Origin of the sequence: Neisseria subflava, from assembly GCF_005221305.1 — a bacterium.
GTDB lineage: Bacteria > Pseudomonadota > Gammaproteobacteria > Burkholderiales > Neisseriaceae > Neisseria > Neisseria subflava.
This window is the reverse complement of record NZ_CP039887.1, coordinates 777301-804296: the sequence shown is the minus strand read 5'-3', so window position 1 is coordinate 804296 and position 26996 is coordinate 777301. Positions and strand designations below refer to the sequence as shown.

At 49.2% G+C, this 26996-nt stretch carries 27 protein-coding genes; 14 read left to right on the top strand and 13 right to left on the bottom strand.

Annotation, left to right across the window (positions count from 1 at the left end; translation table 11 throughout):
* Positions 1-3: 3 nt before the first annotated feature.
* The 5 genes from FAH66_RS03965 to recO all read right to left on the bottom strand — a co-directional run bounded on the left by FAH66_RS03965 (position 4) and on the right by recO (position 3391).
* Positions 4-426 (bottom strand): hypothetical protein, encoded by a 423-nt coding sequence (locus FAH66_RS03965; RefSeq protein ID WP_137040761.1) that lies wholly within the window; start codon positions 424-426, stop codon positions 4-6.
* Between the two features lies 1 nt (position 427).
* Positions 428-1231, bottom strand: a complete 804-nt coding sequence (locus FAH66_RS03960; RefSeq protein WP_244285052.1) for an NUDIX domain-containing protein — start codon at positions 1229-1231, stop codon at positions 428-430.
* Between the two features lie 153 nt (positions 1232-1384).
* Positions 1385-1762: a holo-ACP synthase gene (acpS, locus tag FAH66_RS03955; RefSeq protein WP_003686416.1), complete on the bottom strand. Its 378-nt coding sequence runs from the start codon at positions 1760-1762 to the stop codon at positions 1385-1387.
* Positions 1763-1850: 88 nt separating this feature from the next.
* Positions 1851-2579: a pyridoxine 5'-phosphate synthase gene (pdxJ, locus tag FAH66_RS03950; RefSeq protein WP_070814162.1), complete on the bottom strand. Its 729-nt coding sequence runs from the start codon at positions 2577-2579 to the stop codon at positions 1851-1853.
* A 68-nt stretch (positions 2580-2647) separates the two neighbouring features.
* A complete protein-coding gene (recO, locus tag FAH66_RS03945; RefSeq protein ID WP_070824286.1) occupies positions 2648-3391 on the bottom strand; it encodes a DNA repair protein RecO in 744 nt (247 codons plus the stop codon).
* Positions 3392-3531: 140 nt separating this feature from the next.
* Between recO and FAH66_RS03940 the strand changes: the two genes are divergently transcribed.
* Together FAH66_RS03940 and FAH66_RS03935 are read left to right on the top strand one after the other, a co-directional pair.
* Positions 3532-4968 carry a patatin-like phospholipase family protein gene (locus tag FAH66_RS03940; RefSeq protein ID WP_137040759.1) on the top strand — a complete coding sequence of 479 codons (1437 nt, stop codon included), beginning with the start codon at positions 3532-3534 and terminating at the stop codon, positions 4966-4968.
* Between the two features lie 112 nt (positions 4969-5080).
* Positions 5081-5815: an epoxyqueuosine reductase QueH gene (locus FAH66_RS03935; RefSeq protein WP_004464372.1), complete on the top strand. Its 735-nt coding sequence runs from the start codon at positions 5081-5083 to the stop codon at positions 5813-5815.
* Positions 5816-5866: 51 nt separating this feature from the next.
* On the opposite strand, the gene FAH66_RS03930 is transcribed toward FAH66_RS03935, so the two are convergent.
* Complete coding sequence (locus tag FAH66_RS03930) at positions 5867-6199, bottom strand: stress response protein (RefSeq protein WP_137040758.1); 333 nt, start codon at positions 6197-6199, stop codon at positions 5867-5869.
* Positions 6200-6603: 404 nt separating this feature from the next.
* Between FAH66_RS03930 and nrdA the strand changes: the two genes are divergently transcribed.
* From nrdA to yfaE, 5 genes are all read left to right on the top strand, one after another.
* Complete coding sequence (nrdA, locus tag FAH66_RS03925) at positions 6604-8883, top strand: class 1a ribonucleoside-diphosphate reductase subunit alpha (protein WP_137040757.1); 2280 nt, start codon at positions 6604-6606, stop codon at positions 8881-8883.
* 35 nt (positions 8884-8918) lie between these two features.
* Complete coding sequence (locus FAH66_RS03920; protein ID WP_208648086.1) at positions 8919-9842, top strand: Abi family protein; 924 nt, start codon at positions 8919-8921, stop codon at positions 9840-9842.
* 215 nt (positions 9843-10057) lie between these two features.
* Positions 10058-11191, top strand: coding sequence for a class Ia ribonucleoside-diphosphate reductase subunit beta (gene nrdB / locus FAH66_RS03915; protein ID WP_137041604.1), 1134 nt, complete (start codon positions 10058-10060; stop codon positions 11189-11191).
* A 75-nt stretch (positions 11192-11266) separates the two neighbouring features.
* Complete coding sequence (locus FAH66_RS03910; protein WP_036473287.1) at positions 11267-11644, top strand: DUF6979 family protein; 378 nt, start codon at positions 11267-11269, stop codon at positions 11642-11644.
* Between the two features lie 61 nt (positions 11645-11705).
* Positions 11706-12005 carry a class I ribonucleotide reductase maintenance protein YfaE gene (yfaE, locus tag FAH66_RS03905; RefSeq protein WP_003686421.1) on the top strand — a complete coding sequence of 100 codons (300 nt, stop codon included), beginning with the start codon at positions 11706-11708 and terminating at the stop codon, positions 12003-12005.
* A 77-nt stretch (positions 12006-12082) separates the two neighbouring features.
* Here the strand turns inward: yfaE and FAH66_RS03900 are convergent, their stop codons facing one another.
* The 7 genes from FAH66_RS03900 to gshA all read right to left on the bottom strand — a co-directional run bounded on the left by FAH66_RS03900 (position 12083) and on the right by gshA (position 21496).
* Positions 12083-12652 carry an acetate uptake transporter gene (locus FAH66_RS03900; protein ID WP_137040755.1) on the bottom strand — a complete coding sequence of 190 codons (570 nt, stop codon included), beginning with the start codon at positions 12650-12652 and terminating at the stop codon, positions 12083-12085.
* A gap of 134 nt (positions 12653-12786) precedes the next feature.
* The gene (aroD, locus tag FAH66_RS03895; RefSeq protein ID WP_137040754.1) at positions 12787-13536 is read right to left on the bottom strand and encodes a type I 3-dehydroquinate dehydratase; all 750 of its coding nucleotides are present in this window, start codon (positions 13534-13536) and stop codon (positions 12787-12789) included.
* A gap of 27 nt (positions 13537-13563) precedes the next feature.
* A complete protein-coding gene (gene uvrC, locus FAH66_RS03890) occupies positions 13564-15405 on the bottom strand; it encodes an excinuclease ABC subunit UvrC (RefSeq protein ID WP_137040753.1) in 1842 nt (613 codons plus the stop codon).
* A 64-nt stretch (positions 15406-15469) separates the two neighbouring features.
* Positions 15470-18241, bottom strand: a complete 2772-nt coding sequence (gyrA, locus tag FAH66_RS03885) for a DNA gyrase subunit A (protein WP_137040752.1) — start codon at positions 18239-18241, stop codon at positions 15470-15472.
* 127 nt (positions 18242-18368) lie between these two features.
* Complete coding sequence (locus FAH66_RS03880) at positions 18369-18851, bottom strand: acyl-CoA thioesterase (RefSeq protein ID WP_049351048.1); 483 nt, start codon at positions 18849-18851, stop codon at positions 18369-18371.
* A 114-nt stretch (positions 18852-18965) separates the two neighbouring features.
* Positions 18966-20036, bottom strand: a complete 1071-nt coding sequence (corA, locus tag FAH66_RS03875; RefSeq protein ID WP_137040751.1) for a magnesium/cobalt transporter CorA — start codon at positions 20034-20036, stop codon at positions 18966-18968.
* A 101-nt stretch (positions 20037-20137) separates the two neighbouring features.
* Positions 20138-21496, bottom strand: a complete 1359-nt coding sequence (gshA, locus tag FAH66_RS03870) for a glutamate--cysteine ligase (protein ID WP_137040750.1) — start codon at positions 21494-21496, stop codon at positions 20138-20140.
* A gap of 265 nt (positions 21497-21761) precedes the next feature.
* Here gshA and leuC point away from each other — a divergent pair, with 265 nt between their 5' ends.
* From leuC to FAH66_RS03835, 7 genes are all read left to right on the top strand, one after another.
* Entirely contained in the window at positions 21762-23171 is a 1410-nt protein-coding gene (gene leuC, locus FAH66_RS03865) for a 3-isopropylmalate dehydratase large subunit (protein WP_004520350.1), read from the top strand.
* A gap of 124 nt (positions 23172-23295) precedes the next feature.
* Entirely contained in the window at positions 23296-23550 is a 255-nt protein-coding gene (locus FAH66_RS03860) for a hypothetical protein (protein ID WP_049351052.1), read from the top strand.
* Between the two features lie 104 nt (positions 23551-23654).
* On the top strand, positions 23655-24020 hold the full coding sequence (locus FAH66_RS03855) for a VOC family protein (protein ID WP_003686332.1): 366 nt from the start codon (positions 23655-23657) through the stop codon (positions 24018-24020).
* 45 nt (positions 24021-24065) lie between these two features.
* A complete protein-coding gene (gene leuD / locus FAH66_RS03850) occupies positions 24066-24707 on the top strand; it encodes a 3-isopropylmalate dehydratase small subunit (protein ID WP_070632365.1) in 642 nt (213 codons plus the stop codon).
* Between the two features lie 132 nt (positions 24708-24839).
* Positions 24840-25565 (top strand): SH3 domain-containing protein, encoded by a 726-nt coding sequence (locus FAH66_RS03845; protein ID WP_137040749.1) that lies wholly within the window; start codon positions 24840-24842, stop codon positions 25563-25565.
* 35 nt (positions 25566-25600) lie between these two features.
* Positions 25601-26062, top strand: coding sequence for a NanQ anomerase/TabA/YiaL family protein (locus FAH66_RS03840; protein WP_137040748.1), 462 nt, complete (start codon positions 25601-25603; stop codon positions 26060-26062).
* A 38-nt stretch (positions 26063-26100) separates the two neighbouring features.
* Positions 26101-26964 carry a DUF1444 family protein gene (locus tag FAH66_RS03835; RefSeq protein ID WP_137040747.1) on the top strand — a complete coding sequence of 288 codons (864 nt, stop codon included), beginning with the start codon at positions 26101-26103 and terminating at the stop codon, positions 26962-26964.
* The last annotated feature ends 32 nt before the right edge of the window (positions 26965-26996 follow it).

Genomic DNA, 26996 nt, shown 5'->3' with positions numbered 1-26996 from the left:
TGACTACTCTGCACTAAATGCCGTCTGAAAAGTCTGTTTGCCAATGGTAATGTCGGCAGTGTAATCATGGCGGCCTTCGACGCAAAACGGCAAGCGGACTTGCGCAGCCTGCCAACTTTGCGGCGATTGTTGCGTCAGGTTGTAGCGGTTGAAGCCCATGTCCATGTTTTTCATACTGAAACTGATACTGACCGCGCCCGTATTCTTCGGCACATTCTCCACCACAATATCGAAAGGCTCGTGTGTATTGATGGATGTTGCACGCACTTTTGAACCGTCAGGCAGGACGCAGTCCTGTGTTAGACTACATTCGACTACATTCGCTTTTGACTGTTGTCGCTGCCACCAATCCAAAAGCAGCAGTTTGGCCGCCGCAAACACAATCAATAAAACAGCGGCAATCAGTAGTTTTTGATTTTTACTCATTTCAGACGGCCTCAATGTCATTATCGGTCAAAACGGCATGCGCACCCATGCTCTGCCACTGCTCGCGATAAATGGAAACCATGCTTTCCGGAGCAGTCGCAATCAGCGGCATAGCCACGCCTTGCGCCAAAATATCGACAACTTGCTTGGCTGCCGCTTCATTCGCCACTTTCCAAACGACAGCATCAGCATTTTGTGCCTGCAACCATTGTTCGGCGTTTTCAATGACTGGCCACACGCTGGACGCTTCTATCGGCTTGCCTTGTTGCCAATCGGCAAAATCCAGCAATACCGCCGATGCGGTTTGATGCTGAGCCGACAGATATGGCACAACATGATATTCGCCCATGCTGTTTTGACCGCTCAAGCCGCTTTTCAGACGGCCTTGAAGCTGGCGCGGAATAGATAGGGAGCGTAACAATGCACTATTGGCAGGCAACATCGGCGCAACGGTAAAATCTCCTGCCTTTTGCCATGCCCATTTCTGCCCTTCCCTCGATTGGATTTCACCTGCCCATTGGTCGGCTTCTACCCATAAAAAATGCAGGCGCACATGTGCATGTTCGTAAGAATGGACTTTCGTCAGCCACGGCGTAGCGGCAAGGATACGGATGCCGAGTTCTTCTTCAAACTCGCGTTGCAAAGCTTGAAAATCGCTCTCGCCTGCCTCAACCTTGCCTCCGGCAAATTCCCAATAACCGGCATAGGGCTTGCCCTCTGGGCGGGAGCTGAGCAGGTAGCGGCCGTTTTGGTCGAGCAAAATTCCGGCAACCACTTGTACCAATGGACGTATGTCTTCAGTCATCATGAGCTTATTCTTATATGCGGCAGGCAGCGACACCTGCCGATTTATGCGTAAAAAAACGATGTCGGGCCTATACGCCCGACCTTCAACAAATACCTAACCCTTCAGGCCGTCTGAAAAGGATTTTCTATTTCAGACTACTTAAATCCGGCCTTATTTTTCCGCAATGACAAAAGCCATAACGGTATCCTCTTCATCGCTCATACTGAGATGGCAGCTTCGGATACCCTGCTCCTCCAGCCATTTTGTCAAAGCCGGTGCAAAAAACAATTCAGGTTTGCCCAATGCGTCATGTCCGACACCGATATTGCGGAAAGACACCACGCCGCGTATGCCCGTACCGACGGCTTTGGCAAAAGCCTCTTTGGCGGCAAAGCGTTTGGCAAGATAGTTGACCGGTTTGCCTGCCTGTGGAAACTCCAACAGCTCTTCCGGGCTGAGAATGCGTTGCGCAAATGCCAGTCCGAATTTTTTGTTCAGGCGGATAATGCGTTTGAGGGAAACGATGTCTGTACCTATTCCGTAAATCATGGGTCTGCTCCTTGTTTAAATAGTCAGGCCGTCTGAAAGTGTGAATACCGGCCAAAGCCAATTGCCTTAGCCGGTATGGCTGATGCCGTTAAGGCAGCATTCTGGCTCTGAACATGACTTCCTTCATCTGGCGGACAGCTTCTGGCAGGCCGAGGAAGAGTGCTTGGGAAATCAGTGAATGTCCGATGTTCAGTTCGCGGATGGCGAGGATTTGAGCGATCGGCGTAACGTTGTGAATGGTCAGGCCGTGTCCGGCATTGACGACCAAACCCAAATCGCTGGCATAATGCGCGCCGTTTTGAATGCGCTCGAATTGTTTTATTTGCTCGGCGTGGCTGTGCGCATCGGCATATGCACCGGTGTGCAACTCAATAACGGGCGCGCCGACATCATAAGCGGCTTGGATTTGTGCGTTGTCGGCGTCGATAAACAAGGACACGCGAATGCCTGCGTCGGTCAGGATTTTGGTGAACTCGGCCACTTTATCCTGTTGTGCCAATACGTCCAAACCGCCTTCTGTGGTCACTTCTTGACGTTTTTCAGGTACGAGGCACACATCTTCCGGCATGACGTTGAGCGCGTTTTCCAGCATTTCTTCCGTCAGCGCCATTTCCAAGTTCAGGCGCGTGCGGATGGCGTTTTTAACGGCGAACACGTCCGCATCTTTAATATGGCGGCGGTCTTCACGCAAGTGCATGGTAATCAAATCTGCACCGTGGGTTTCCGCGATCAGCGCCGCTTCGACAGGGCTGGGATAAATCGTACCGCGCGCATTGCGGACGGTGGCAATATGGTCGATGTTTACGCCTAACAACATAATAATGTCCTTTCATTAAGGTTTCAGACGGCCTGAGCCTTTACCTATCCAAGGCCGTCTGAAAAAATTCAACTGCCCAAACCAAACTGCTGCAACTGCTGCAAAACCTGTCTTGATTTGATGCCCTCGGGTAGAAGGTTGTCAATCAAAAGCCGCGTTACTTTCAAAGCCTGCCCCAAACTTTCCTGATGAACAAAACTGCCTTCCCTCAAATCGATTAAAGTCGCGCCCAATACGGCAACGCCCTTATTGAGCGCATGGAAACGGTCGGCCTCTGCCAATGGCACCACAGCCTCTTCAGGTGTGAGCCAATACGTTTCTTCGCCGTTGATTTCATTGCCGTTGCCATCGTGGAACAAATCGGGGGCAAAGCCCAAGCGTGTCAGTAGCGACCATTCAAAACGGCGTAAAGCAGCAATATGGTTGGCCTCGCAACAAATGGTTTTCATGGTTTCTGCCAAAACATCGTAAAGCTCGGGCAACGGGTCTTCGCGGACGGTCAATTTCAGCATTAACTCGTTCACATACAATCCGCTGAACAAAGCCCTGCCCTGCGGCTGCGGCCAACCTCCTATCCATTCGGCGCGATGTAGGGTTTTCAACTCTTGCGAGCCATACCAAGACGCGCTCACCGGCACAAACGGCACCAACACGCCGCGCAATTCGCTCTGCCGTTTGCGCGCGCTTCTGGCCAACAAAGCCACCCGCCCATAACGGCGGCTGAAAGCCTCCACCCACAAGCTGCTCTCGCGCCACGGGGCGGAAGCAAGCAGAAAGATAGGTTCGTGGTTGATGCGGTTTGGTTGCGCCATAAGGGTTTGGAAAGATAAAGATTGTGTCGATTATAACGGAAAATCGACGCGAAAAGGCCGTCTGAAAATCCGCCTTCTATAAAGGCCGTCTAAAAACCTTTATAATCCGTTTTGAATGAACAACCGACTTTCCTGTGTTTATGCCGAAATTCCCTTTTAAATCCGCTCTTTCCCTACTCTCCGCAGCCCTATTATCCGCCTGCTCGCTGGTGAAATATCAGCCTGTTGCCGGTATTGATACGGTCGACCTGCAACGCGGCTACCGCTTTGAAACCAGCCGGCTTCAACACCACGACGAAGACGATACGCTTATTGTGTTGATGTTCTCCGGTGGCGGTACGCGCGCAGCGGCTTTGGGTTATGGCGTGTTGGAGCAGCTTCATAAGCAACAGGTTACCATCGGCGGCAAAAAACAGTCTTTGATGTCGAATGTCGATGTGGTGGTCGGCGTCTCCGGCGGATCGGTTTTGGCGGCTTATTTTGCACTCAAGGGCGAAGAAACCATTCCCTTGTTTTATAAACGTTTCCTCCACCAAAACTTCCAACGCCAAGTCGTCAAACAAGCATTTTCCATGTCCAACCTGCCCCGATTGGCCTCGCCGGAATACGGACGCGGCGATCTGTTGCAGGAGCAGTTTGAAAACTACCTTTTCGGCAAAACCACTTTCCGCGATTTGGAAAAAAATGCCAAAGGCCCGTTTGCCATCATTTCCGCCACCGATATGGGCATAGGCGAGCGTTTCAATTTCACGCAAGAATATTTCGACCCGATGTGTATCGACTTGGGCGATTTGCGACTTGCCCGCGCCGTTGCCGCTTCAAGCTCCGTGCCGATGGTGTTTGCACCGATTACCCTCAATAACAACGGCGGCCATTGCCAATACACGCCGCCGCTGCAAATTGTCTCCGACAGCGAAGCCGGTAAAAAACAACTGCAAACCCGAAAAGAATTTCTCGAGCGTTTCCAAAAATACAGCGACAGCAAAAACCGTCCCTACATCCACCTTATCGACGGCGGCTTGACCGACAATCTGGGTATGCGCAGCCTTTTGGACATGACGGAAATGTATCCGGAAAAACTCCTGACGCATAAAATCAAACAAAACAAAATCCGCCATATTGTCGTCATCAACGTCAATGCCCAAAACGAAGTCAGCAGCGATTTGGATAAAAGCGCGGCCGTACCCGGTTTCCGCGATGTTGTTTCCGCCATCGTGAATATCCCGATCGACCAACATTCGCAAGAATCTTTGCGTCGCTTCAGGGCTTTTGTCGACCAATGGAACAAAGACAAACAGAACGAAGACATCTATTTCTCTTTCGTCAGCCTGAATCTCAAAGACCTTCCGCCATCCCAGCTGAGGGACAAGGTGTTGAATATCCCGACCAGTTTCTATCTGCCGCCGGAAGACGTGGACAATCTGCGTACCGCCGCTGCCGAACTGATGAAGCAGTCGCTGGACTATCGCAACCTGCTGGCAGAATTTGCGGCACACCCCAATCCAGACACCATCTTCGCAGCCCCGCCTCTAGATGCGCAAGAGTTCAAGCCATTGAACGAAAAAGAAAAGCAGTAGCAAACTGTTCCATAAAGTGTAGCTCTGTTAAAATATATGCTTCATCTTATATTTCAGACGGCCTCAATACCCAAGGCCGTCTGAAACACTTAACAATAAATAGAATCCAACCATGACCGAATTAAACACTCCCATCGTTACCGATATTGACCGCCCTATCCTCGTTCCACCGGGCGGCCATAAAAAAGTCTTGCTGCATTCCTGCTGCGCTCCATGTTCCGGCGAAGTGATGGAAGCCATGCTTGCCAGCGGCATCGACTACACCATTTATTTTTACAACCCCAATATCCATCCGCACAAAGAATATATGTTGCGCAAAGAAGAAAATATGCGCTTTGCGGACAAATTCGGCATCCCCTTTGTCGATAAAGACGACGACTACGAAAACGACCGTAAAGAATGGTTCGCCAAAGCCAAAGGCATGGAATTTGAACCCGAACGCGGTATCCGCTGCACCATGTGTTTCGATATGCGTTTTGAAAAAGCGGCTCAATATGCCCATGAAAACGGCTTTCATGTCTTCACCAGCTCACTGGGCATTTCACGCTGGAAAGACATGAAACAGATCAACGGCTGCGGCCATCGCGCTGCCGAGCCGTACGATGACTTGGTTTATTGGGATTTCAACTGGCGCAAAGGCGGCGGCAGCGCACGCATGATTGAAATCAGCAAGCGTGAGCATTTCTACCAACAAGAATATTGCGGTTGCGCCTATTCCCTGCGCGATTCCAATGCCCACCGCAAATCGCAAGGCCGCATCCCCATTAAGCTGGGCGTGTTGTATTACGGTGATGAATCTACCCAATACGAGCCTCAAGCCGAAAACAAAATCATTGTTGAGAAATAAATATCAAAGGCCGTCTGAAACATTCAGACGGCCTTTGTTTAAATCAGACGATTAACGGCGGCGGAATTTGCCGTGATCAAAATCATCAAATGCCTGATAAGCAGCTTGGCATTGAATTTTTTGCTCGGCATAAGGCAAACCGCGGAACGCTTTTGCCGCTTTACGGTTTTCTCTCAACTCGGCCTTATTGCCTTTATAGCGATACCAAGCGGCACGGCGCTCAAGGTATCTCTTACACGCAGGATGCAATTTGTTTTTCTTCGCCTGCTGGTGTTTGCTCACATGATGGCCATGCGGTTTGGCCACCGCTTCGGCAGAATAAGTACCTAAGCTCAATACGGCAACCACTGCCAGTGCAGAACCTAAAGTTTTCAGTGTCAACATGATTCGCTCCCGGTTTAGGTTGGATAGTCATCCCATTATATGCCTCGCCTGATACATCAACAAACCGCCTGATGTGTTGCATGACAGGCGAGTGTCAGCAATTACGACATTATCCTTCTTGCTTTGCAAAATTTAACACACCTTCCATTTAGACAGACGCCGAATATAAATTTCTTTATTTCATAAGCCTCTAGCCAATGTCTGACCAAATGTGATGCAAATGCAAAATAATGCCAAATCGCCACAAAGCCACATGAAACCTAGTCCGAGCCCTCCCCCTCCTTAATCAGCCCCCGAAAAAAGCGCATTGTCAAGTCTAGTTAAACAAAGAAAAATACATTATATTGTGCCGTTCAAAGCAATCACATACCGTATCTTGTGTTTTTTAATGGGGAGACTGAACAATGAATGCAGCAACGAATATTAAAGTAACCAAACGCGACGGACGCTTGGAAGATATTAATTTAGACAAAATCCACCGTGTTGTTACTTGGGCGGCGGAAGGCTTACAAAACGTCTCCGTATCGCAAGTCGAGCTCAAATCACATATTCAGTTTTACAACGGTATCCGTACCGACGATATCCATGAGACCATCATCAAGGCCGCGGCCGACCTGATCTCACAAGATACGCCCGATTATCAATATCTGGCTGCCCGCCTCGCCATTTTCCATCTACGCAAAATCGCTTATGGCGAATTCGAACCGCCTCACCTCTACGATCACGTTAAAAAACTGACCGAAGCAGGCAAATACGACCGCCACATCATCGCAGATTACAGCCGCGAAGAATTCGACGAGCTGAATGCCTATATCGACCACAGCCGCGATATGACCTTCTCTTATGCTGCCGTAAAACAGCTGGAAGGCAAATATCTGGTTCAAAACCGCGTTACCCGCCAAATTTATGAAACGCCGCAGTTTTTATACATCTTGGTGGCCATGTGTCTCTTCAGCAAATATCCGAAAGAGACCCGTTTGGATTACGTCAAACGCTTTTACGACGCCGTTTCTACATTCAAAGTATCGCTGCCAACCCCGATTATGAGCGGCGTGCGTACGCCTACCCGTCAATTCTCAAGCTGTGTATTGATTGAATGCGACGACAGTCTGGATTCCATCAATGCTACCACCAGCGCGATTGTGAAATACGTTTCCCAACGTGCGGGTATCGGCATCAACGCCGGACGCATCCGTGGTTTGGGCAGCGAAATCCGCGGCGGCGAAGCGCAACACACCGGCTGTATCCCATTCTTCAAAATGTTCCAAGCGGCTGTTAAGTCCTGCTCGCAGGGCGGCGTACGTGGCGGCGCGGCTACTTTGTTCTATCCTCTGTGGCACATCGAAGCCGAAAGCCTGTTGGTGTTGAAAAACAACCGCGGCGTGGAAGACAATCGCATTCGCCAGCTTGATTACGGCGTGCAAATCAACCGCCTGCTGTACACCCGCCTGATTAAAGGCGGCAACATCACGCTGTTCTCGCCTAACGAAGTTCCCGGCCTGTACGACGCGTTCTTTGCCGACCAAGACGAATTCGAACGTCTCTACACGAAATACGAGCAAGACCCGAATATCCGCAAGTACACCTTGTCTGCTACCGATTTGTTCTCCACGCTGATGCAGGAACGCGCCGGAACGGGACGTATCTACATCCAAAACGTTGACCACTGCAACACGCACAGCCCGTTTGACCCGCGCGTCGCCCCCGTTCACCAGTCCAACCTGTGCATGGAAATTGCCCTGCCGACCAAACCGTTGGATAACATCAACGATCCGAACGGCGAAATCGCCCTGTGTACCCTGTCTGCCTTCAACTTGGGCGCATTAAACAGCTTGGACGAGCTGGAAGGGCTTGCCGATTTGACCGTGCGCGCACTCGATGCCTTGCTGGATTATCAAGACTATCCGGTCGAAGCCGCCCGCACCGCGACCATGAACCGCCGCACGCTCGGCATCGGTGTCATCAACTACGCCTATTATCTGGCGAAAAACGGCGTCCGTTACAGCGACGATTCCGCGCTCGGCTTGACCCACCGCACCTTTGAAGCCATGCAGTATTACCTGCTCAAAGCATCGGTGAACCTCGCCAAAGAATACGGCGCATGCCCGCTGTTCAACCAAACCGTTTATTCGCAAGGCAAACTGCCCATCGACACCTATAAAAAAGACTTGGATGCCGTGTGCAGCGAACCGCTATTGTGCGACTGGGAAAGCCTGCGCGCCGACATCGTCAAATACGGTCTGCGCAACTCTACACTGACCGCACTCATGCCGTCTGAAACCAGCTCGCAAATCGCCAACGCCACCAACGGCATCGAACCGCCGCGCGGACTGGTAACGGTCAAAGCATCGAAAGACGGCATCCTGAAACAGGTCGTGCCCGAATTTGAAACCCTGAAAGACGCCTACGAAACCCTGTGGCAGCTTCCGGGCAACGAAGGCTACCTGAAACTTGTCGGCGTGATGCAAAAATTCGTCGATCAGGCGATTTCCGCCAACACCGCCTACGACCCGGGCAAATTCGAAGGCAACAAAGTTTCCATGAAACAAATGCTCAAAGACCTGCTGACTGCCTACAAATACGGCGTCAAAACCCTGTACTACCACAACACCCGCGACGGAGCGGACGATACGCAGACTGATATTCAGGATGACGGCTGCGCAGGCGGGGCTTGTAAGATTTAACTTTGCAATTAACCTATTTGAAAGTGAAACAGGCTATGCAAAGCAAGCAGATAAAAGAACCCAAGCTTTGGAAATCTTACGATGAGCAGTTGGAAATTCTGAGAAGTAGAGGATTGCAGATTGATGATGAGAAAAAGGCATTAGGATATTTACGCACCATCGGTTATTACCGATTAAGCGGTTATTTTTACTCTTTCCGACAATTTGCTCCTGAAAATCCTAAGAGCAGGTTGGATGAGTTTATTACAGATACTCGTTTTGAAGATGTCAAAAGCCTTTATATGTTCGATAAGAAATTGCGGCAATTGGCATTAGATGCACTGGAAAGAATTGAAGTAGCTCTTCGGGTAAATATTGCCCATACATTGGGGCGGCATGGTCCCTTGGCTTACAAGGATAGCAAATATTCTACCCCAGGCTTCGACCATGCTGAATGGCTGGATAGGCATAACAAGCTGGTCGAGCGCGAAAAGAAAACCAGTTTTGTTAAACATCATTTGGAACATTATGCCGACTTACCTGTCTGGGTAGCCTGCGAAGTATGGGATTTCGGCACGATGTCTATGCTGTATAAAGGGATGTTGAATAAAGATAAAGACCCTATTGCCAAATTGTATCGTTTGAAAGATGGTAAGCATCTACAAACACATCTGCACGCATTTAACTTTATTCGCAACGTTTCGGCACATCACAGTCGATTATGGAATAGAGACATTACGTTTAAAGCCAGCTTGAAAGGTTTGTCTGATGCAGAATGGAAATCACTGTCTATCAATAAACCGTTTGTGTATTTTTGCTTGATGAAACGGATGTTGGATGTTATTTGTCCGAGAACCGAATGGGGAAGCCGTCTCCGTGCTTTACTGGATGAGTTTCCTGATGTCGTGAATAAAGCTGTAAGTTTGCGCGATATGGGTTTGGAAAATGATCCGCGAAACTGGAGATTGTGGCAAAGATAAAAGAAAGCCCCCAACCTTGTTGCTCCAACCGCGTAGGTTGGCAAAGTTGGGGGAGTTGTTAGGGAGGATTATAACTAACAGCTATATTTAAGGCAAGAATTTAATGTACAGATACATTCAGACGACCTTACTTAAAACATATAAGGTTGTCTGAAATCCAAATTCCTAAATTTAAATAAACCTGAGAAAAACCCATGTCCTGCGAACACCTAGTCATGTCATACAGCACCTTTTCCAAAACCAAAAACGACGCGCTCAAAGAGCCGATGTTTTTCGGTCAGCCAGTAAATGTTGCCCGTTATGACCAGCAGAAATACGAAGTATTTGAAAAACTGATTGAAAAGCAATTGTCTTTCTTCTGGCGGCCGGAAGAAATTGACGTGTCGCGCGACCGTATCGACTACGCCAACTTACCCGAACACGAAAAACACATTTTCATCAGCAATCTGAAATACCAAACCTTACTTGATTCCATCCAAGGCCGAAGTCCAAATGTTGCCTTGTTGCCTTTGGTGTCGATTCCAGAGCTGGAAACTTGGATTGAGACGTGGAGCTTCAGCGAAACCATCCACTCGCGCAGCTATACCCACATTATCCGCAATATTGTGAATGATCCCTCGGTCGTGTTCGACGACATCGTGCAGAACGAATACATCATTGCCCGCGCCGAAGACATCGCCTGTTATTACGATGATTTAATCGAATACACCCAGTATTACAATCTGTTGGGTGAAGGGACGCACAATGTCGGCGGCAAGCTCGTTACCGTGTCTTTGCGCGAGTTGAAGAAAAAACTCTATCTTTGCCTGATGTGCGTCAACGTGTTAGAAGCCATCCGTTTCTATGTTTCATTCGCCTGCTCGTTTGCCTTTGCCGAGCGCGAGTTGATGGAAGGCAACGCCAAAATCATCAAACTGATTGCCCGCGACGAAGCCCTGCACTTGACCAGCACCCAGCATATGCTCAACCTGATGCGCGCCGGTGCCGACGATCCTGAAATGGCGGAAATCGCCGTCGAATTGCAGGACGAATGTTTCAAACTCTTCAAAAAAGCGGCGGAGCAGGAAAAAGAATGGGCTGCCTATCTGTTTAAAGACGGTTCGATGATCGGTCTGAACAAGGAAATTTTGGCGCAATACGTCGAATACATCACCAACCTGCGTATGCAGGCGGTCGGTCTGCCCGCCGGATTCGAAGGTGCGACCCAAAACCCGATTCCGTGGATTAACGCGTGGCTGTCGTCCGACAACGTACAGGTTGCGCCGCAGGAAGTGGAAATTTCCTCTTACCTGATTGGTCAGATTGATTCGGAAGTTAATGCCGACGATTTGGGCGATTTCGAGCTGTAAACCGCGTTTCAGACGGCCTTTGGGCGTAACCGGCCGTCTGAAAATCTCTTTTCAATCCTCAAGGTATAACCAAAAATGAAGATTTATGGCGACATTGCGGTAAAAGCAGCTGAATCATATTCTAAATATGAAGATATGGAACAAGCTTGGACAGAGATTGCGGCATTATTTCCCATCAAGGAGTCAATTAGAAAAAAAGGATGCCCAAAGAATGCATTTTTGGGATTGTGTCGTGCGGGGTTGGTTAAAGGAATCAACCCGGAAAAAGTCAAAACCAAACATTCCAAAAACGGAGAATATGCCGTTGCAGCGGTCAGCCTTTTAAAAAATGATCCCGAATGGGCAAATCAGAAAAAATCCGTTTTCTGGCGCGAAATTGTGGGTAATGAAAAAAAATATAACAGCCAGCTTCATGTCGTTTTGGCCTTGTGGGAAAAAGGCTTGATTATTTGAATTTATATATTTAAGGCCGTCTGAAACATTGTTCAGACGGCCTCTATGCCCTAAAACACACATGGCACTCATTAGCACACACGACAAAACCTTCCAACTCCAACAAGGCGAAACCTTATTGGAGGGCTTGGAGCGCACCGGACACGAAGTTGAATACCAATGTCGCAGCGGTTATTGCGGTTCATGCCGTGTCAAAATCTTGGATGGGAAAGTCTCTTATGATAATTTTCCACTCGCTTTTGTCGCGCCCGGAGAAATTTTGCCGTGCTGCTGTCGGGTTACTGAAGACATCAAGCTTGATTGTCGAGAGCGCATCAAAGAGCCGGATTTATTTGATGTCGATTTATTTGAAGACAAATAAAAAATGCCGTCTGAACATTGTGGTCGAAATCTTTGATTTCATGTCCACTGTTCAGACGGCATTTTGTATGGTTAAGCTTATTTACGCTCGCCAACCGGCAAAACAGTACGGCCGAAAGATTCGTTGATGACCTCTGCCGCTGCCAAGTAGAACGCGCCAAGTGCAGTTACCAAGCCTAAGCAACCGCCGATATGGACGATGCTGTGGTTTTGCATACCATCGCCAATACCCAAAGCAAAGAAAGTCAGCGTCAAGCAAAAGAAAATACCGCTCAATACTTTAGGCTTGGTCAAAGTGGCCACAAACATCATCAGCGAAAACATACCCCATACGCAGAGATACCAACCGATAAATGCCGGGGCTGTTTCACCTTTGAAAAAGATGGTAAACAAAGCCCATGTCCACCAGAAGGCACCATAGCTGATAAAAGCGGTAAAGCCAAACGTATTGCCTTTCTTGAACTCAAACATACCGGCAATAACTTGGGCGATACCACCAAAGGCGAGAGCCATGCCCAAAACTAAGCCGACACCCTCTTGAGCAGTAAAAAAGCCGCCGTTAATCAGACTGAGCAACCAAGTTGTCAATGCAAAGCCACACAGGCCTACTGGACCTGGATTCGCCAGGTTTTCTTTAGTAGTAGTCATTTTATTTCTCCTCTAGTTATTAAAATAGGAAGCCTATTGTTACAGGTTTTATTTAAAATTAAAAGAAATAAATTTAAAAAAATCAGGCCGTCTGAAAAATATTTTTCGGACGGCCTTGAATATTAATAATTAAACTACCCCAAAATCGCCAAAATTTTCCTTAATTCGTTGGCATCAATTTGGCCGGGGGCAGACGTTTTTTGTGCCGCACCAAAGGTAACGGCCGAGCCGAAAGTCGAGCCGGCCAAGCGGCTGACAGCTCCGATTTTACCCATAGACATAGTAATAATCGGGCGGTCGATAATTTGTGAAACATTATATGTTGCCTGTAATAAGGTCAATACATCTTGCGGCGATTGCGGCATCACGGCAATTTTACAGATATCCGCGCCCCACTCGGCCATTGTTTTCAGACGGCCTGTAATGTCTGCCATAGACGGCGTGGCTTGGAAATCGTGATTACAAAGTAAGGCGGCAGTTTGATATTTATGCGCCAAAGCTATGGCTTTTTTTACGCCGCTTTCTTGGGCAAAAAGCTCGATGTCGATAATATCGGCTTGTTTGGAACGGATGATTTTTTCCAATAATTCAAAATAATAGTCGTCAGAACAAGGCGTATTGCCACCCTCTTGCGCCCTTCTAAACGTAAACAGCAAAGGTTTGTCAGGAAAAGCCTGTCGGACAATGCCTAATTGCTCGGCAATAAAATCGGCATCAAGCGCCTCTTGGAAAAAATCCGCACGAAATTCAATAATGTCAAAAGCCGTCTCTTTCAATACGCGCAAAGCCTGCTCCAATTCCTGCGTATTGGCGGCCACCAGCGGCACGGCAATTTTAGGTAGGTCTTTGCCGATCTCGATATTTTTGATGATGACAGGTTTCATATTGTTCCTTTTTGCTGTTCAAGCCAATCAGTGCAGATGCTCGTAAATGGTTTCCGCCAATGCTTTACTGATGCCTTCCACTTTTTCCAAGTCTTCGCGGCTGGCGGCAATCACGCCGCGCAGTCCGCCGAATCGAGTAAGCAATGCTTGGCGGCGTTTGCTGCCGATACCGGGGATTTCGCTGAGTGAGGAAGTAACGCGTGCTTTGTCGCGTTTTTTGCGATGGCCTGTAATCGCAAAGCGGTGCGATTCATCGCGTACGGTTTGCAATAAATGCAAGGCCGGGCTGTTGGGTGGCAGGCGGAAGACTTCGCCGGTAAAAGGCAGTATAAGTTCTTCCATACCGGCTTTGCGCTCAGGGCCTTTGGCGATACCGACCAAAGGAATGTGCAGCCCGAGTTCTTCCCATACCGATACGGCTACGCCGATTTGCCCTTTGCCGCCGTCAATTAACACGACATCCGGCCATTTGACGCTTTCGCCATTGGCTTCGGCTTCCTGCATTTTGCCGTAACGGCGCGTCAACACTTCGCGCATGGCGGCGTAGTCGTCGCCGGGTTTGGCGGTTGTGATGTTGTAGCGGCGGTATTGCGAAGGCTGGATGTTTTGCTCATCGTACACAACGCAGGACGCAATAGTGGCCTCGCCTTGCGTGTGGCTGATATCGAAACATTCAAGGCGGTTGAGGCCGTCTGAATCCATGCCGAGGATTTTTGCCAGTTCATCAATGCGGTGTTGCTGGCTACTTTGTTGCAAGCGGCGTTGTGCAATCGCCATTTGCGCATTTTGCTCTGCCATTTTCAACCAGACTTTGCGTTCGCCTATGGTTTTGGTGACAAACTGCATCTGCTTGCCATGTTCGCCTTCCAAAGCCTCTTTCAGCGCATCAGGAACGGGAAAGTTGCTGATGATAATGTCGGGTTTGCTTTTGCCCAGATAGTGTTGGGCGACAAAGGCTTCGGCGTAATCTTGTCCGTTTGGCTCGGGATCGTTTTTGGTGTCGGGGAAAAAGCTTTTATCGCCGACATGCCGTCCGCCGCGGATGCTGACCCAGTGTACGCAAACCAGGCCGTCTGAAACCGCCAGCGCAAGCAAATCGATATCGTTTGGATTGTTCGGATTTTTACTGTCGATAAACTGATTGCTCTGCATGATGCCGAGTGCTTGGATTTGATCGCGGTAACGGGCAGCTTCCTCAAATTGCAGATTGGCGGCGGCGGTTTGCATTTTATGTTGCAAGGTACGCGTCAGTTCGTCGGTTTTGCCATTGAGGAAAGTGGCTGCTTCACGCACGCTGTCGCGATAATCTTCTTCGCTGATGTGACCGACACAAGGCGCGGTGCAGCGTTTGATTTGGTAAAGCAGACAAGGACGGTCACGATGCTCGAATACGCTGTCTTCGCAGGTGCGCAGCATAAAGACTTTTTGCAACACTTGAATGCTGTCGCGCACGGCGTTGCTGTTGGGATACGGGCCGAAATATTGATTAGGCTTCTTCAGCGTGCCGCGGTAATACGCCATTTGCGGATATTGATGGCCGCTGAGCATTAAATAAGGATAGCTTTTGTCATCGCGGAAAAGGATATTGTATTTCGGCGATAAGGCTTTGATGAAGTTGTTTTCGAGAATCAGCGCTTCGGCTTCGGAACGCGTGATGGTGGTTTCGATATGGTGAACCTGTTTTACCATCAATGCGATGCGCGGCGAATGGTCGTTTTTTTGGAAATAGCTGGAAACGCGCCGCTTGAGATTGACCGCTTTGCCGACATACAAGACATTGCTGTCTTCGTCAAAAAAACGGTACACGCCCGGCAGATTGGGCAGATTTTTCAGAAAAAGAGGTAAATCGAACGGTTCGGTTGCGCTCACGGGATTTTCTTTTGGAATAAGCAGGCCGTCTGAAAACTTTTCAGACGGCCTTTTTCATTGATGTTTAAGATTCTTGAGACGGAGTATCTTCAGCTTCTACCACTTGGTTTTCAGCTGCATCGCTTTCCAAAGCGGCTTCATCTTCAGCCTCTTCAGCCACACGCTCCAAGCTAACCAAGGTTTCGCCTTCATCCAGATTAATCAGGCGGACACCTGCGGCAGCACGGCCGGTCTCGCGGATTTGCTCAACTTTGGTACGAATCAGGACGCCGCCGCTGGTAATCAGCATCAGGTCGTCGGTTTCGCTGACCAAAGTCGCGGCAACCAAATCGCCGTTGCGCTCGCCGGTATTGATGGCGATATTGCCTTGGCCGCCTTTGTTTTTACGGCTGTAATCGGCAATCGGGGTGCGTTTGCCATAGCCGTTGGCGGTAGCAGTCAATACTTGCAAATCGCTTTGCTCGGCTTCAGGAGCGAAGGTAATCAGGCTGACAATCTTGCCATCAACCGGCAGGCGCATACCGCGCAAACCGCCGCTGCCGCGACCGGACGGACGGACACCGTGTTTGCCGCTTGGCAATGCGTTTTCGGCATTTTCATCATCCAGGCCGTCTGAATCTTCGTTTTCGATTTCAATATCGGCATCTTCTGCTTCATCGTTACCGGATTTTTCCCAATATTCGTTAAAGCGGATGGCTTTGCCCAAGTTGGAGAACAACATAATGTCGTCCGCACCGCCGGTTTGCGCTGCGCCGACCAAGTAATCGCCTTCTTTAAGCGCAATGGCTTTGATGCCTTGGCTGCGAACGTTTTTAAACGCAGATAGCTGGACTTTTTTCACCATGCCTTGTGCAGTGGCGAAGAAAACGTATTGGTCTTCCGGGAACTCGCGGACGGCCAAGATGGCGCTGACTTTTTCGCCTTCTTCCAATTGGATAACGTTATTAATCGGACGACCGCGACTGTTGCGGCCGCCTTCCGGCAGTTTGTACACTTTAATCCAATGGCACTTGCCCAAATTGGTGAAGCACATCAAATAATCATGCGTGTTGGCGACAAACAGGGTTTCGATAAAGTCTTCGTCTTTGGTTGCCGCGGCCTGTTTGCCGCGGCCGCCGCGACGTTGCGCCTGATAATCGGTTGTCGGCTGGGTTTTGATGTAGCCGCCATGAGTCAGGGTAACGACCATTTCGCGTTGCGGAATCAGGTCTTCATCGGCGATATCACCGCCAAACGGATTAATTTCGCTGCGGCGTTCATCGCCAAAGTTGGCTTTGATGTCTGCCAACTCTTCGCGGATGATTTGGGTAACACGCTCAGGTTTGGAAAGAATATCCACGAAATCAATGATTTTGCTCATCAGGTTTTTATATTCGCCGACAATTTCTTCCTGATCGAGGCCGGTCAGGTTGCGCAGGCTCATGCGCAAAATGGCATCAGCTTGCAATTCGCTCAGATAATAGCCCTGACTGTGCAACCCCAAATTCTCTGACAAGCCTTCAGGGCGCATCATGTGCAGGTCCAAATCCGTACGGCTGAGCATGTCTTCAACCAAGCTGCTGCGCCATGGGCGGGACAGCAGTTTTTCTTTGGCTTCCGGCGCATTGGCAGATTCTTTAATCAGACGGATGATTTCGTCGATATTGGACAAGGCAACTGCTTTACCTTCGGCAATATGGCCTTCATGACGCGCTTTTTTCAGGCGGAATAAAGTACGACGGGTAACGACTTCGCGACGATGGCGTAGGAACTCGGACAGGATTTGTTTCAGGTTCAGCAAGCGCGGCTGGCCGTCAACCAAAGCCACCATATTGATACCGAAGCTGTCTTGCAGCTGGGTCAGTTTGTAGAGTTGGTTCAAAACGACTTCGGCATTTTCATTGCGTTTCAATTCGATCACGACACGCATACCGGATTTATCGGACTCGTCGCGCAGGTCCGATACGCCTTCCAACGTTTTTTCGCGTACCAACTCACCGATTTTCTCAACCAGCTTGGCTTTGTTGACTTGATATGGGATTTCATCAATAACAATGGCTTCGCGTTCGCCGTTTTTGCCGATAGGCTCAATATGGGTTTTACCGCGCATTACCACGCGGCCACGGCCGGTTTTATAGCCTTCGCGCACGCCGCTTAAGCCGTAAATAGTTGCGCCTGTTGGGAAATCGGGCGCTTGGATAATGTTGATCAGCTCGTCGATTTCAGTTTCAGGCTCATCCAACAAACGCAGGCAGGCATTAATGGTATCGCCTAAATTGTGTGGCGGAATATTGGTTGCCATACCGACGGCAATACCAGACGAACCATTGACCAACAGCGCAGGGAAACGGGTCGGCAATACCAGCGGCTCATGTTCGCTGCCGTCATAGTTGGGGCCGAAATTAACGGTTTCTTCTTCAATATCCGCCAGCATTTCATGGGAAATTTTTTCCATGCGGATTTCGGTATAACGCATGGCTGCTGCGGCCAAGCCGTCGACAGAACCGAAGTTGCCCTGACCGTCGATCAGCACATAACGCATGGAGAAGTCTTGCGCCATGCGGACGATGGTATCGTAAACGGCTGTATCGCCGTGGGGGTGGTATTTACCGATAACGTCGCCGACGATACGCGCCGATTTTTTATAGGCGGAATTCCAGTTGTTTTTCAACTCGTGCATCGCGTACAACACGCGGCGGTGTACCGGCTTGAGACCGTCGCGGACATCCGGCAGGGCTCGACCCACAATCACGCTCATGGCGTAATCGAGGTAGCTCTTGCGCATTTCGTCTTCAAGGCTGACAGGCAGGGTTTCAAGTGCAAATTTATGGTCGTTGCGGATGGTTGCGTCGGTCATGATTATCTGTAATTTCGTATGGCAAAAATCTTGTTGATTCTACCACAAAACAAGCGGTTTATGGCTTTTGCGTGAAGGCCGTCTGAAACAGGATTTCAGACGGCCTTCATTATTTAATAAATTGAATTTAGTTGCAGCCAGAATCTTTGTCCGCAGCCTGCAAACTCAACTCTTTGCGCTTTTTAGCCCTTTCATAACGGCAGCGTTGGCGCGGAGTATTGATTTCCAAAGGTGGTACAGGAACCGGCTTACCGTCTTCAACGGCAACCATGGTGAAGTAGCAGCTGTTGGTATGACGCACTTCGCCAGTATGGATGTTTTGCGCCTCTACGCGGATGCCGACTTCCATAGAGGTACGGCCGGTGTAGTTGATGCTGGCGTAAAAGGTTACCAGTTCGCCGACATGAATGGGCTCTTTAAACAAGACTTTATCAACAGACAGAGTAACACAATAAGTACCGCTGTAACGGCAGGCGCAGGAATATGCCACTTGGTCAAGCAGGCGCAGAAGATCGCCACCGTGAACATTGCCGCTGAAGTTTGCCGTATAAGGCATCATCAGCTCGGACATGATGAGTTCATGGGAAGGTAGTTGGCGTTCCGGTTTCATAGTTTCTTCTCCTTTTGATATTTATTTTTAAATTGTCTGAAAACTTCATACTGCACGTGTGCAAAATCATTCTACCGTTTTTAAACGTTGACTTTCAACCCCTTGCCTACCCGTTTACAGCCACTTTCTACGCGAAAAGAAAATCAGCAGTCCGATGATGATGCACAGCATCACACCCAAAACCATGAAATAACCGTAATGCCAATGCAGCTCGGGCATATTGTCGAAGTTCATGCCATAGATGCCGGTGATGACGGTCAACGGCATAAAGATGATGGTGATAACCGTCAACACGCGCATTTGCTGGTTCATACGGTTGGATTGGAAGGAAAGATAAATGTCCATCATGCTCAACACCATATCACGCGAGGCATCAAGCGACTCGATAAGCTGCATATTGTGGTCGTACACGTCGCGCAGATAGACGGTCGATTCGCCTTTGAAAATAGCAAAATCGCCGCGCACGGCCAGTTGGTAGAACACATCGCGCAATGGTAAAAGCGTGCGCCGCAGACGGACGGCATCGCGCTTGAGGCAGTGAATCTTACTGAGAATATCGCTGTTTTCATTTTTAAACAGGGACTTGTCTATTGCTTCGACACGGTTGTTGTACGACTCCAAAACGATGAAATAGTCGTCCACAATGCGGTCAAGCAGGCAATAAGCAAGAAACGCTGTATTTTTGTTCAAAATATTGTGCGGATTTTCGTACATCTGCCGGCGGAGATGGCTGAACAAACCCAACGGTTTTTGTTGGAAAGACAACACAAAATCTTTGCCGATAATCACATACACTTGGTCGGAATGGAGTTTGCCTGTGGAAGTATAGTGGTAAACCTGTGCGGCAGTAAAAACATAGCTGCCGTAGTCTTCGATTTTCGGACGTTGCTTGCGGCTGAGAATATCCTCAATAACCAGCTCATGGATGCCGTAAGGCTCAAGCGCGTGTTTGAGCAAGGCAACATCATTGATGCCGACAAAATGCAGCCAGTTGATTTGGCCTTCTTGCGGACGGACAATATCGGGCAAGTTTTTTCCAGCAAGATAATCATGCTGAGCAAAGGTATCGGCGGAATACAGGGTCTGATGGATGGCAGAGCGCGGCGCATTGTCGGTATTGCTGCGCTGCATGGCTTGGTCTTGCAGAGTGTCGGTTGTCTCAACTGGATTGGCTGGTTTGCTCATAAAAATAAATCATGTTTTTTAGTTAGAATGAATTGTACAGACAGAAAAGGCCGTCTGAAAACTGATTTTCAGACGGCCTGACAATATCGATCAACGCTTTATTAGGCTTGAGGCGCGGTTTTCTCCAGCTCCAATGCGGCAGCAAGCAAGGACAGGCGCGCCATGACGCCGTAAACGTAGAGGCGGTTGTGTTCATTGTCCACGTCGCAGTCTTTTTCAGAGCGCGGCATACCGAGCGAATCCCATTGTTCAAATAAGCGTTTACAGGCTTCAGGCGCTTCTTGGGAATTGTCGCCGCTGCCGGTGGGAATGCTGTTGGACAGTGGGACGAACACCATACCGCCGGCGTTGAGGTTTTCGTCTGCACCACGCCCTTCGTGTACACGGAAGAAGCCGCCGATTACGAAACGGTCCATCATATAAACGACGGGTTCGCACACGGCACCGTTCATGGTTTCGTAGGTATAAATACCTTCTTGAACAATGACTTCACTAACTTCCAAACCTTCTTTCACCTTCGCCATTTTGTTGCGGTTTTTACGGTTCAATCCGCGCACTTCATCTGCAGATTTAACGCTCATCACACCCATGCCGTAAGTGCCTGCATCGGCTTTCACAATAACGAAGGGCTGGTCGGTAATACCCAATTCGTCGTATTTGGCTTGAGTTTTCGCCAATACGCGCTCAACTGCGCCTGCCAACGCATCCTCACCTTCACGCTCTTGGAAATCCAAACCGCTGATTTTTTCAAAACAAGGATTGATTTGCCATTCGTCGATGTCAATCAACTTGGCAAAGTCGGCAGCAACTTGGTTGTACGCGCCGAAATGTTCGGTTTTACGGCGAGTCGTCCAGCCGCCGTGCAGCGGAGGCAATACGGTTTGGCTGATATCTTTGAGAATATCGGGAACGCCGGCGGACAAGTCGTTGTTCAACAAGACAACGCAAGGCGAGAAGCCGTCTGCAAGATGAACGCGCTCGCGGGTACGCAATAAAGGTTCCAACAGGATTTTGTCGCCCAACGCGGTTTCAAATTCGGTTGGCTCAGTCACTTCAGGATTCAGACTGCCCAAGCGCACTTCATATCCTGCCGAACGCAAAATCTCGCTGAGGGCGTAAACGTTTTGCAGATAGAATGTGTTGCGTGTGTGGTTTTCAGGAATAATCAATACGGATTTGGCTGTTTCACAGGCACGCTGTACTGCATCCTGCGCGGCAACCGCCGCCAGCGGGATAAAGTTGGGATTCAAATTATTGAAGCCGCCCGGAAACAGGTTCATATCGATAGATGAAATTTTGTAACCGGCATTACGGATGTCAACCGAACCATAAAACGGCGGACGGTGTTCGTTCCATTGCGAACGGAACCATGCTTCGATTTTGGCGTGGTTGCACAAGATTTTCGCTTCAAACGCCTGAAGTTGCGACAGATATTCGGCAGCCATTACCGGTAATTTCATTCTCTATACCTCTTTGTTAAGTGTGGATATTGAGTGAGAATGATAGAACTTTTTAGTGCATTTCGACAAGTATTCTTTCAGATAAGATGCATCTTTTTGTCAACAATTCTACAATTTGTCTAATTTTTAATAAGGTTTTTTGAAACTTTGCAACAAATTTTAAAAATTGGACAAATTTCTATTGCACAGCCCCTATAAAAAGCCTAAAATCCGCCCATAAACGCAAACCATCATTCATACCTAACAATAGCAAAGAATACTCATCATGAGCGCACAAACCCTTTACGATAAACTTTGGAACAGCCACGTCGTCCGCGAAGAAGAAGACGGCACTGTCCTGCTTTACATCGACCGCCACCTGGTTCACGAAGTAACCAGCCCGCAAGCATTTGAAGGCTTGAAAATGGCCGGCCGCAAACTCTGGCGTATCGACAGCGTAGTCTCCACAGCCGACCACAACACCCCGACCGGCGACTGGGACAAAGGTATCCAAGATCCGATTTCCAAACTGCAAGTCGATACTTTGGACAAAAACATTAAAGAGTTTGGCGCACTTGCCTACTTCCCGTTTATGGATAAAGGCCAAGGCATTGTGCACGTTATGGGACCGGAACAAGGCGCAACCCTGCCCGGCATGACCGTTGTCTGCGGCGACTCGCACACCTCTACCCACGGCGCGTTCGGCGCGCTGGCACACGGTATCGGCACTTCCGAAGTCGAACACACCATGGCGACCCAGTGCATTACCGCGAAAAAATCCAAATCCATGCTGATTGCCGTTGAAGGTCGTCTGAAACCGGGCGTTACCGCCAAAGACGTCGCCCTCTATATCATCGGACAAATCGGCACGGCAGGCGGCACGGGCTACGCCATCGAGTTCGGCGGCGAAGCCATTCGCAGCCTTTCTATGGAAGGCCGCATGACCCTGTGCAATATGGCGATTGAAGCCGGTGCGCGCTCAGGCATGGTTGCCGTCGACCAAACCACCATCGACTATGTAAAAGGCAAACCTTTCGCACCTAAAGGCGAAGCGTGGGACAAAGCCGTCGAATACTGGCGCACGCTGGTGTCTGACGAAGGCGCCGTATTCGATAAAGAATACCACTTCAAAGCTGAAGACATCGAGCCTCAAGTAACTTGGGGCACATCGCCTGAAATGGTTTTGGACATCAGCGGCAAAGTGCCTAATCCTGCCGAAGAAGCCGATCCGGTCAAACGCAGCGGCATGGAACGCGCCCTTGAATACATGGGCTTGGAAGCCGGTACGCCATTAAACGAAATCCCTGTCGATATCGTCTTTATCGGTTCTTGCACCAACAGCCGTATCGAAGACTTGCGCGAGGCCGCCGCCATCGCCAAAGGCCGTAAAAAAGCGGACAATGTACAACGCGTATTGATTGTTCCCGGCTCCGGTTTAGTGAAAGAACAGGCCGAAAAAGAAGGCTTGCACGAAGTATTTATCGAAGCCGGTTTTGAATGGCGCGAGCCGGGTTGCTCTATGTGCCTCGCCATGAATGCCGACCGTCTGACCCCGGGACAACGTTGCGCCTCCACTTCCAACCGTAACTTTGAAGGCCGTCAAGGCAACGGCGGACGCACCCACCTCGTCAGCCCTGCCATGGCAGCCGCAGCCGCGGTTACCGGCCACTTTACCGACATCCGCACTATGGCTTAAAGTATTTTCAGACGGCCTTTATTGATCAGGCCGTCTGAAACAATACCTTGCTCAAGTAAGTTTTCCTATTGCGCAAAACGTCCGAAAACCTTCTCAATCATTGATAACTCGAAAGGAATCTAGTATGAAAAAACTGTTTGCATTGGCTGCCGCAGCCCTCATCCTGTCAGCTTGTTCCAGCACTTGGTCCGGCGCAAAAAACGATGCCAACCGCAATTGGGACAAAACCAAAGAGACTGCCGAGCGCGTAGCCGATAAAACCAAAGAAACTGCTGAAAACATTGCCGAAAAAACCGGCGAAGCCGTTAAAAAAGGCGGCAATGCAGTGGGCCGCGGCATGAGTCATGTTGGAGAAAAAATCGAAGCCGCTACCGAATAATTCGGTAAATCAGGCCGTCTGAACCTCCTGACTCCGTTTCAGACGGCCTGATACTTTATTATTTGTTCAGACATTTTCACGATTCCAAGCAAAAGGAAGAAACAATGAGTAATCCGTCAAGCTGGTTTGGTATTCACGCTCATGATTTGGATCGCGCCAAAGCCTTTTACGAATCCGTATTCGACAAGCCCCTGCAAGACGTTGGCGGCAACGGATTCCGTTTCATCATTTTTCCGGCCGATTACACCCAACACGGTACGGCCGGCATGATTTGGCATGACAGCAACGCCCAGCCCGGCCACGGCGGTACAACCATTTTCTTCAATTGCCCGGATTGTGCCGAAACAGCAGAAAAAGCCGTCGCAGCAGGCGGCAAACTGTTACAAGAGAAATTCCGCATTGCCAACGGCTTTGCAGCATTTATCGAAGATACAGAAGGCAACCGAATCGGTTTGCACAGCACACGCTAACCCGAATAGCCATATAATTTCCCATTATTACTATAAGAATCTGACATGAAAGCCTTTACCAAAATTACCGCCATCGTTGCCCCGCTCGACCGCAGCAACGTCGATACCGACGCCATCATCCCCAAACAATTTCTGAAATCCATCAAACGCAGCGGCTTCGGTCCCAATGCCTTTGACGAATGGCGTTACCTCGACCACGGCGAACCGGGCATGGACAACAGCAAACGCCCATTGAATCCGGATTTCTCTCTGAACCAGCCACGCTATCAAGGCGCACAAATCCTGTTGACGCGTAAAAACTTCGGTTGCGGCTCTTCACGCGAACACGCCCCTTGGGCATTGGACGACTACGGCTTCCGCGCCGTTATCGCCCCCAGCTTTGCCGACATCTTCTTCAACAACTGCTACAAAAACGGCCTTTTACCTATCGTTTTGACAGAAGAACAGGTTGACCAGCTTTTCAAAGAAGTTGAAGCCAACGAAGGCTATCAGCTCTCCATCAACCTTGCCGAACAAACCCTGACCACCCCTAGCGGTGAAACATTTACATTCGATATTACCGAACACCGCAAACACTGCCTCTTAAACGGCTTGGACGAAATCGGACTGACCCTGCAACACGCCGACGAAATCCGCGATTTCGAAGAAAAACGCCGCCAAAGCCAACCTTGGCTGTTTAACGGTTGATAAACGATGAGGTCGTCTGAAAACGAGCGTAGCGAATTTTCAGACGACCTCTTTTATTAACACACAATCAGATCGTTACTCTTTGCCATCATATTTGAAAAACATACCCAACAATTTCACACACACAACACCATGAAAAAAATTATCCTGCTCCCTATACTTTTTATCAGCCTCGCCGCACATGCGGAATTCTCAGAAATTCAAGATCCTGACGGATACAGTAACTTACGCGAACAACCGAACACCCAAAGCCGAATCCTGACCAAAATTCCAAACGGTACCCATGTTTATACCCCCGAGATGGAGGGAAAGCTTCATTTAGAACACGGTTGGCAGATGACCTACGATTTGCGCGGCAAAAAAAGCCTGGATGGCTGGGTTCATACTTCGCGACTGATTCCGTTGTCGCGTTATGAAAGCATCCCCGTTACGGCTACTGCCGACGGCTTTACCTGCAAAAAAAACGGCATGGGCGTGCGCATTAAATCGGAACGTTTCAACTATAAGAAAGAAAAACATCTGTTTACACACGATCAATACGGACTTTCCCATTATCGCGGAAAAGAAATGTTCGGCACTGACGGTACAATTCCATTCAGCCACTATCGTGAAATTGCCTTTTTCCGCAACGGTAAAACACAAATCGCTCCCCGAGCCCAATATGACTACCTGTTCGACCCATATTTTGAAAAGGCAGGCGATAATGCGCAACTGAGCCACTGTTACTACCGCGCTAAAGACGATACCCTTTTCTTAACGACCATCATCGGAGATGGTGCCGCCTATACTGAAGTCTTATTTGTCTTCCGGCAAGGCATCTTGAAGAACGTATTGGCTTCGCTACACCCTGAGGTTTAATTTTCAGACGGCCTTTTTATCTCTTTCTGCAAAACATGATTACCGACACCATCACCAACGCCGCCCGCTACGCCGCACTGCACCCCGCCTTCGCCGACGCCTTCCATCTGCTGCAAACGCTGGATTTCGCCGCCCTACCCGACGGACAAGTGCCGTGCGCAAACCCCAATATCCGCCTCTTTGTCGGCAGCGAACCGATGAGGGGCAAAGCCGAAGCCAAGCCCGAAGCGCATTTGAAACACATCGACATCCAAGTCCCCATCAGCGGGGAAGAAACCTACGGCTGGATAGACAGGGGTCGTCTGAAAAACGGTTTGGGCTACGACGAAAAGCGCGACATCGAGTTTTTCGATTGTGAGCCGGAAACCTGGTTAACTTTGGAGCCCGGCGAATTTGCGCTATTTTACCCGAATGATGCGCATGCCCCATTGGTCGGCGACAGACCGAACATACGCAAAGTTGTTTTTAAAATCCGTGTTGAAACCGAACGTCTATAATTTTTCAGACGGCCTTATCCCCTTATTCAGGACACAATATGTCTTTTTTCAGCAGGTTGTTCCGCTCCAAACCTAAATTAATGACTTGGCAGGAATTTGTCGAATACTTTGCCCGTCGCATTCAAGAAGAATTGCATCTTGAGGCAAAAATCGACTGGGGCGAAACTATTGCGTCTTCGCCGATTATTGTCCATTTTTCCAAAGACGATGAAGCATCATTCAGCACATATTTGAGCAACCATTACACAAGTTATCTGCAAAATCCTGAGGCCTTGGAAGCTATTGTTGCAGCCAATTTAGCGGTTATCTATAAGATTCAAGACACTGATGCCAGTGTTTCAGCACAACAAATTCTTCCGACGATTAAAAATACGATTTATCTGGAAAACGCCAGACTGATTACAAATACGGATGAAGCCGAACCTGCCGATTACCTGGTATACAAACCGATTGCGGGCGATATCATGTTGCTTTATATGGTGGATACGGACGAATCCATGCATACGCTCAATCGTGAGCATATGAAAGAGGCCGGTATTGAAGATGAAGACGCCTTGTATCGTACCGCCATGGATAATTTGCGCCAACGGATGAATGGACGTGTCCAAATCCATCATGCCGAAGGTTGGTCATTGGCTCAAATCCATTTGGACAACGACTATGATGCTTCCCTGATTTTGCTTTTGGACGAGGTACTTAAAGACGATCCTATGCTGCCGGCCAACCCTGTTTTTGCAGTTCCGGCACGCAATGCCCTGCTCGTTTGCAGCCCGTCCGATGAAGAAGCTTTGCAGGCGATGGCGAATATCGCCCTGCAGGCATTTGAAGAATCTGCCTACGCGATTTCTACCCAGCTTTGCCAGTACCATAATGGTACAATCAGCGTTTTCAGAGCAAATTGATTTAAGGCCGTCTGAAAAACTGACAGCCTGCC

Excerpts from the sequence above, each read along its gene's own strand:
- FAH66_RS03930 (WP_137040758.1), bottom strand. The coding sequence starts at position 6,199 with ATGTTGACACTGAAAACTTTAGGTTCTGCACTGGCAGTGGTTGCCGTA.
- FAH66_RS03940 (WP_137040759.1), top strand. The coding sequence starts at position 3,532 with ATGCCGAAATTCCCTTTTAAATCCGCTCTTTCCCTACTCTCCGCAGCC.
- FAH66_RS03845 (WP_137040749.1), top strand. The coding sequence starts at position 24,840 with ATGAAAAAAATTATCCTGCTCCCTATACTTTTTATCAGCCTCGCCGCA.
- FAH66_RS03880 (WP_049351048.1), bottom strand. The coding sequence starts at position 18,851 with ATGAAACCGGAACGCCAACTACCTTCCCATGAACTCATCATGTCCGAG.
- nrdB (WP_137041604.1), top strand. The coding sequence starts at position 10,058 with ATGTCATACAGCACCTTTTCCAAAACCAAAAACGACGCGCTCAAAGAG.
- pdxJ (WP_070814162.1), bottom strand. The coding sequence starts at position 2,579 with ATGTTGTTAGGCGTAAACATCGACCATATTGCCACCGTCCGCAATGCG.
- corA (WP_137040751.1), bottom strand. The coding sequence starts at position 20,036 with ATGAGCAAACCAGCCAATCCAGTTGAGACAACCGACACTCTGCAAGAC.
- nrdA (WP_137040757.1), top strand. The coding sequence starts at position 6,604 with ATGAATGCAGCAACGAATATTAAAGTAACCAAACGCGACGGACGCTTG.
- FAH66_RS03835 (WP_137040747.1), top strand. The coding sequence starts at position 26,101 with ATGTCTTTTTTCAGCAGGTTGTTCCGCTCCAAACCTAAATTAATGACT.
- FAH66_RS03920 (WP_208648086.1), top strand. The coding sequence starts at position 8,919 with ATGCAAAGCAAGCAGATAAAAGAACCCAAGCTTTGGAAATCTTACGAT.
- FAH66_RS03860 (WP_049351052.1), top strand. The coding sequence starts at position 23,296 with ATGAAAAAACTGTTTGCATTGGCTGCCGCAGCCCTCATCCTGTCAGCT.
- aroD (WP_137040754.1), bottom strand. The coding sequence starts at position 13,536 with ATGAAACCTGTCATCATCAAAAATATCGAGATCGGCAAAGACCTACCT.
- gyrA (WP_137040752.1), bottom strand. The coding sequence starts at position 18,241 with ATGACCGACGCAACCATCCGCAACGACCATAAATTTGCACTTGAAACC.
- leuC (WP_004520350.1), top strand. The coding sequence starts at position 21,762 with ATGAGCGCACAAACCCTTTACGATAAACTTTGGAACAGCCACGTCGTC.
- FAH66_RS03910 (WP_036473287.1), top strand. The coding sequence starts at position 11,267 with ATGAAGATTTATGGCGACATTGCGGTAAAAGCAGCTGAATCATATTCT.
- gshA (WP_137040750.1), bottom strand. The coding sequence starts at position 21,496 with ATGAAATTACCGGTAATGGCTGCCGAATATCTGTCGCAACTTCAGGCG.
- leuD (WP_070632365.1), top strand. The coding sequence starts at position 24,066 with ATGAAAGCCTTTACCAAAATTACCGCCATCGTTGCCCCGCTCGACCGC.
- FAH66_RS03900 (WP_137040755.1), bottom strand. The coding sequence starts at position 12,652 with ATGACTACTACTAAAGAAAACCTGGCGAATCCAGGTCCAGTAGGCCTG.
- recO (WP_070824286.1), bottom strand. The coding sequence starts at position 3,391 with ATGGCGCAACCAAACCGCATCAACCACGAACCTATCTTTCTGCTTGCT.
- FAH66_RS03935 (WP_004464372.1), top strand. The coding sequence starts at position 5,081 with ATGACCGAATTAAACACTCCCATCGTTACCGATATTGACCGCCCTATC.
- FAH66_RS03965 (WP_137040761.1), bottom strand. The coding sequence starts at position 426 with ATGAGTAAAAATCAAAAACTACTGATTGCCGCTGTTTTATTGATTGTG.
- FAH66_RS03855 (WP_003686332.1), top strand. The coding sequence starts at position 23,655 with ATGAGTAATCCGTCAAGCTGGTTTGGTATTCACGCTCATGATTTGGAT.
- FAH66_RS03960 (WP_244285052.1), bottom strand. The coding sequence starts at position 1,231 with ATGACTGAAGACATACGTCCATTGGTACAAGTGGTTGCCGGAATTTTG.
- yfaE (WP_003686421.1), top strand. The coding sequence starts at position 11,706 with ATGGCACTCATTAGCACACACGACAAAACCTTCCAACTCCAACAAGGC.
- FAH66_RS03840 (WP_137040748.1), top strand. The coding sequence starts at position 25,601 with ATGATTACCGACACCATCACCAACGCCGCCCGCTACGCCGCACTGCAC.
- acpS (WP_003686416.1), bottom strand. The coding sequence starts at position 1,762 with ATGATTTACGGAATAGGTACAGACATCGTTTCCCTCAAACGCATTATC.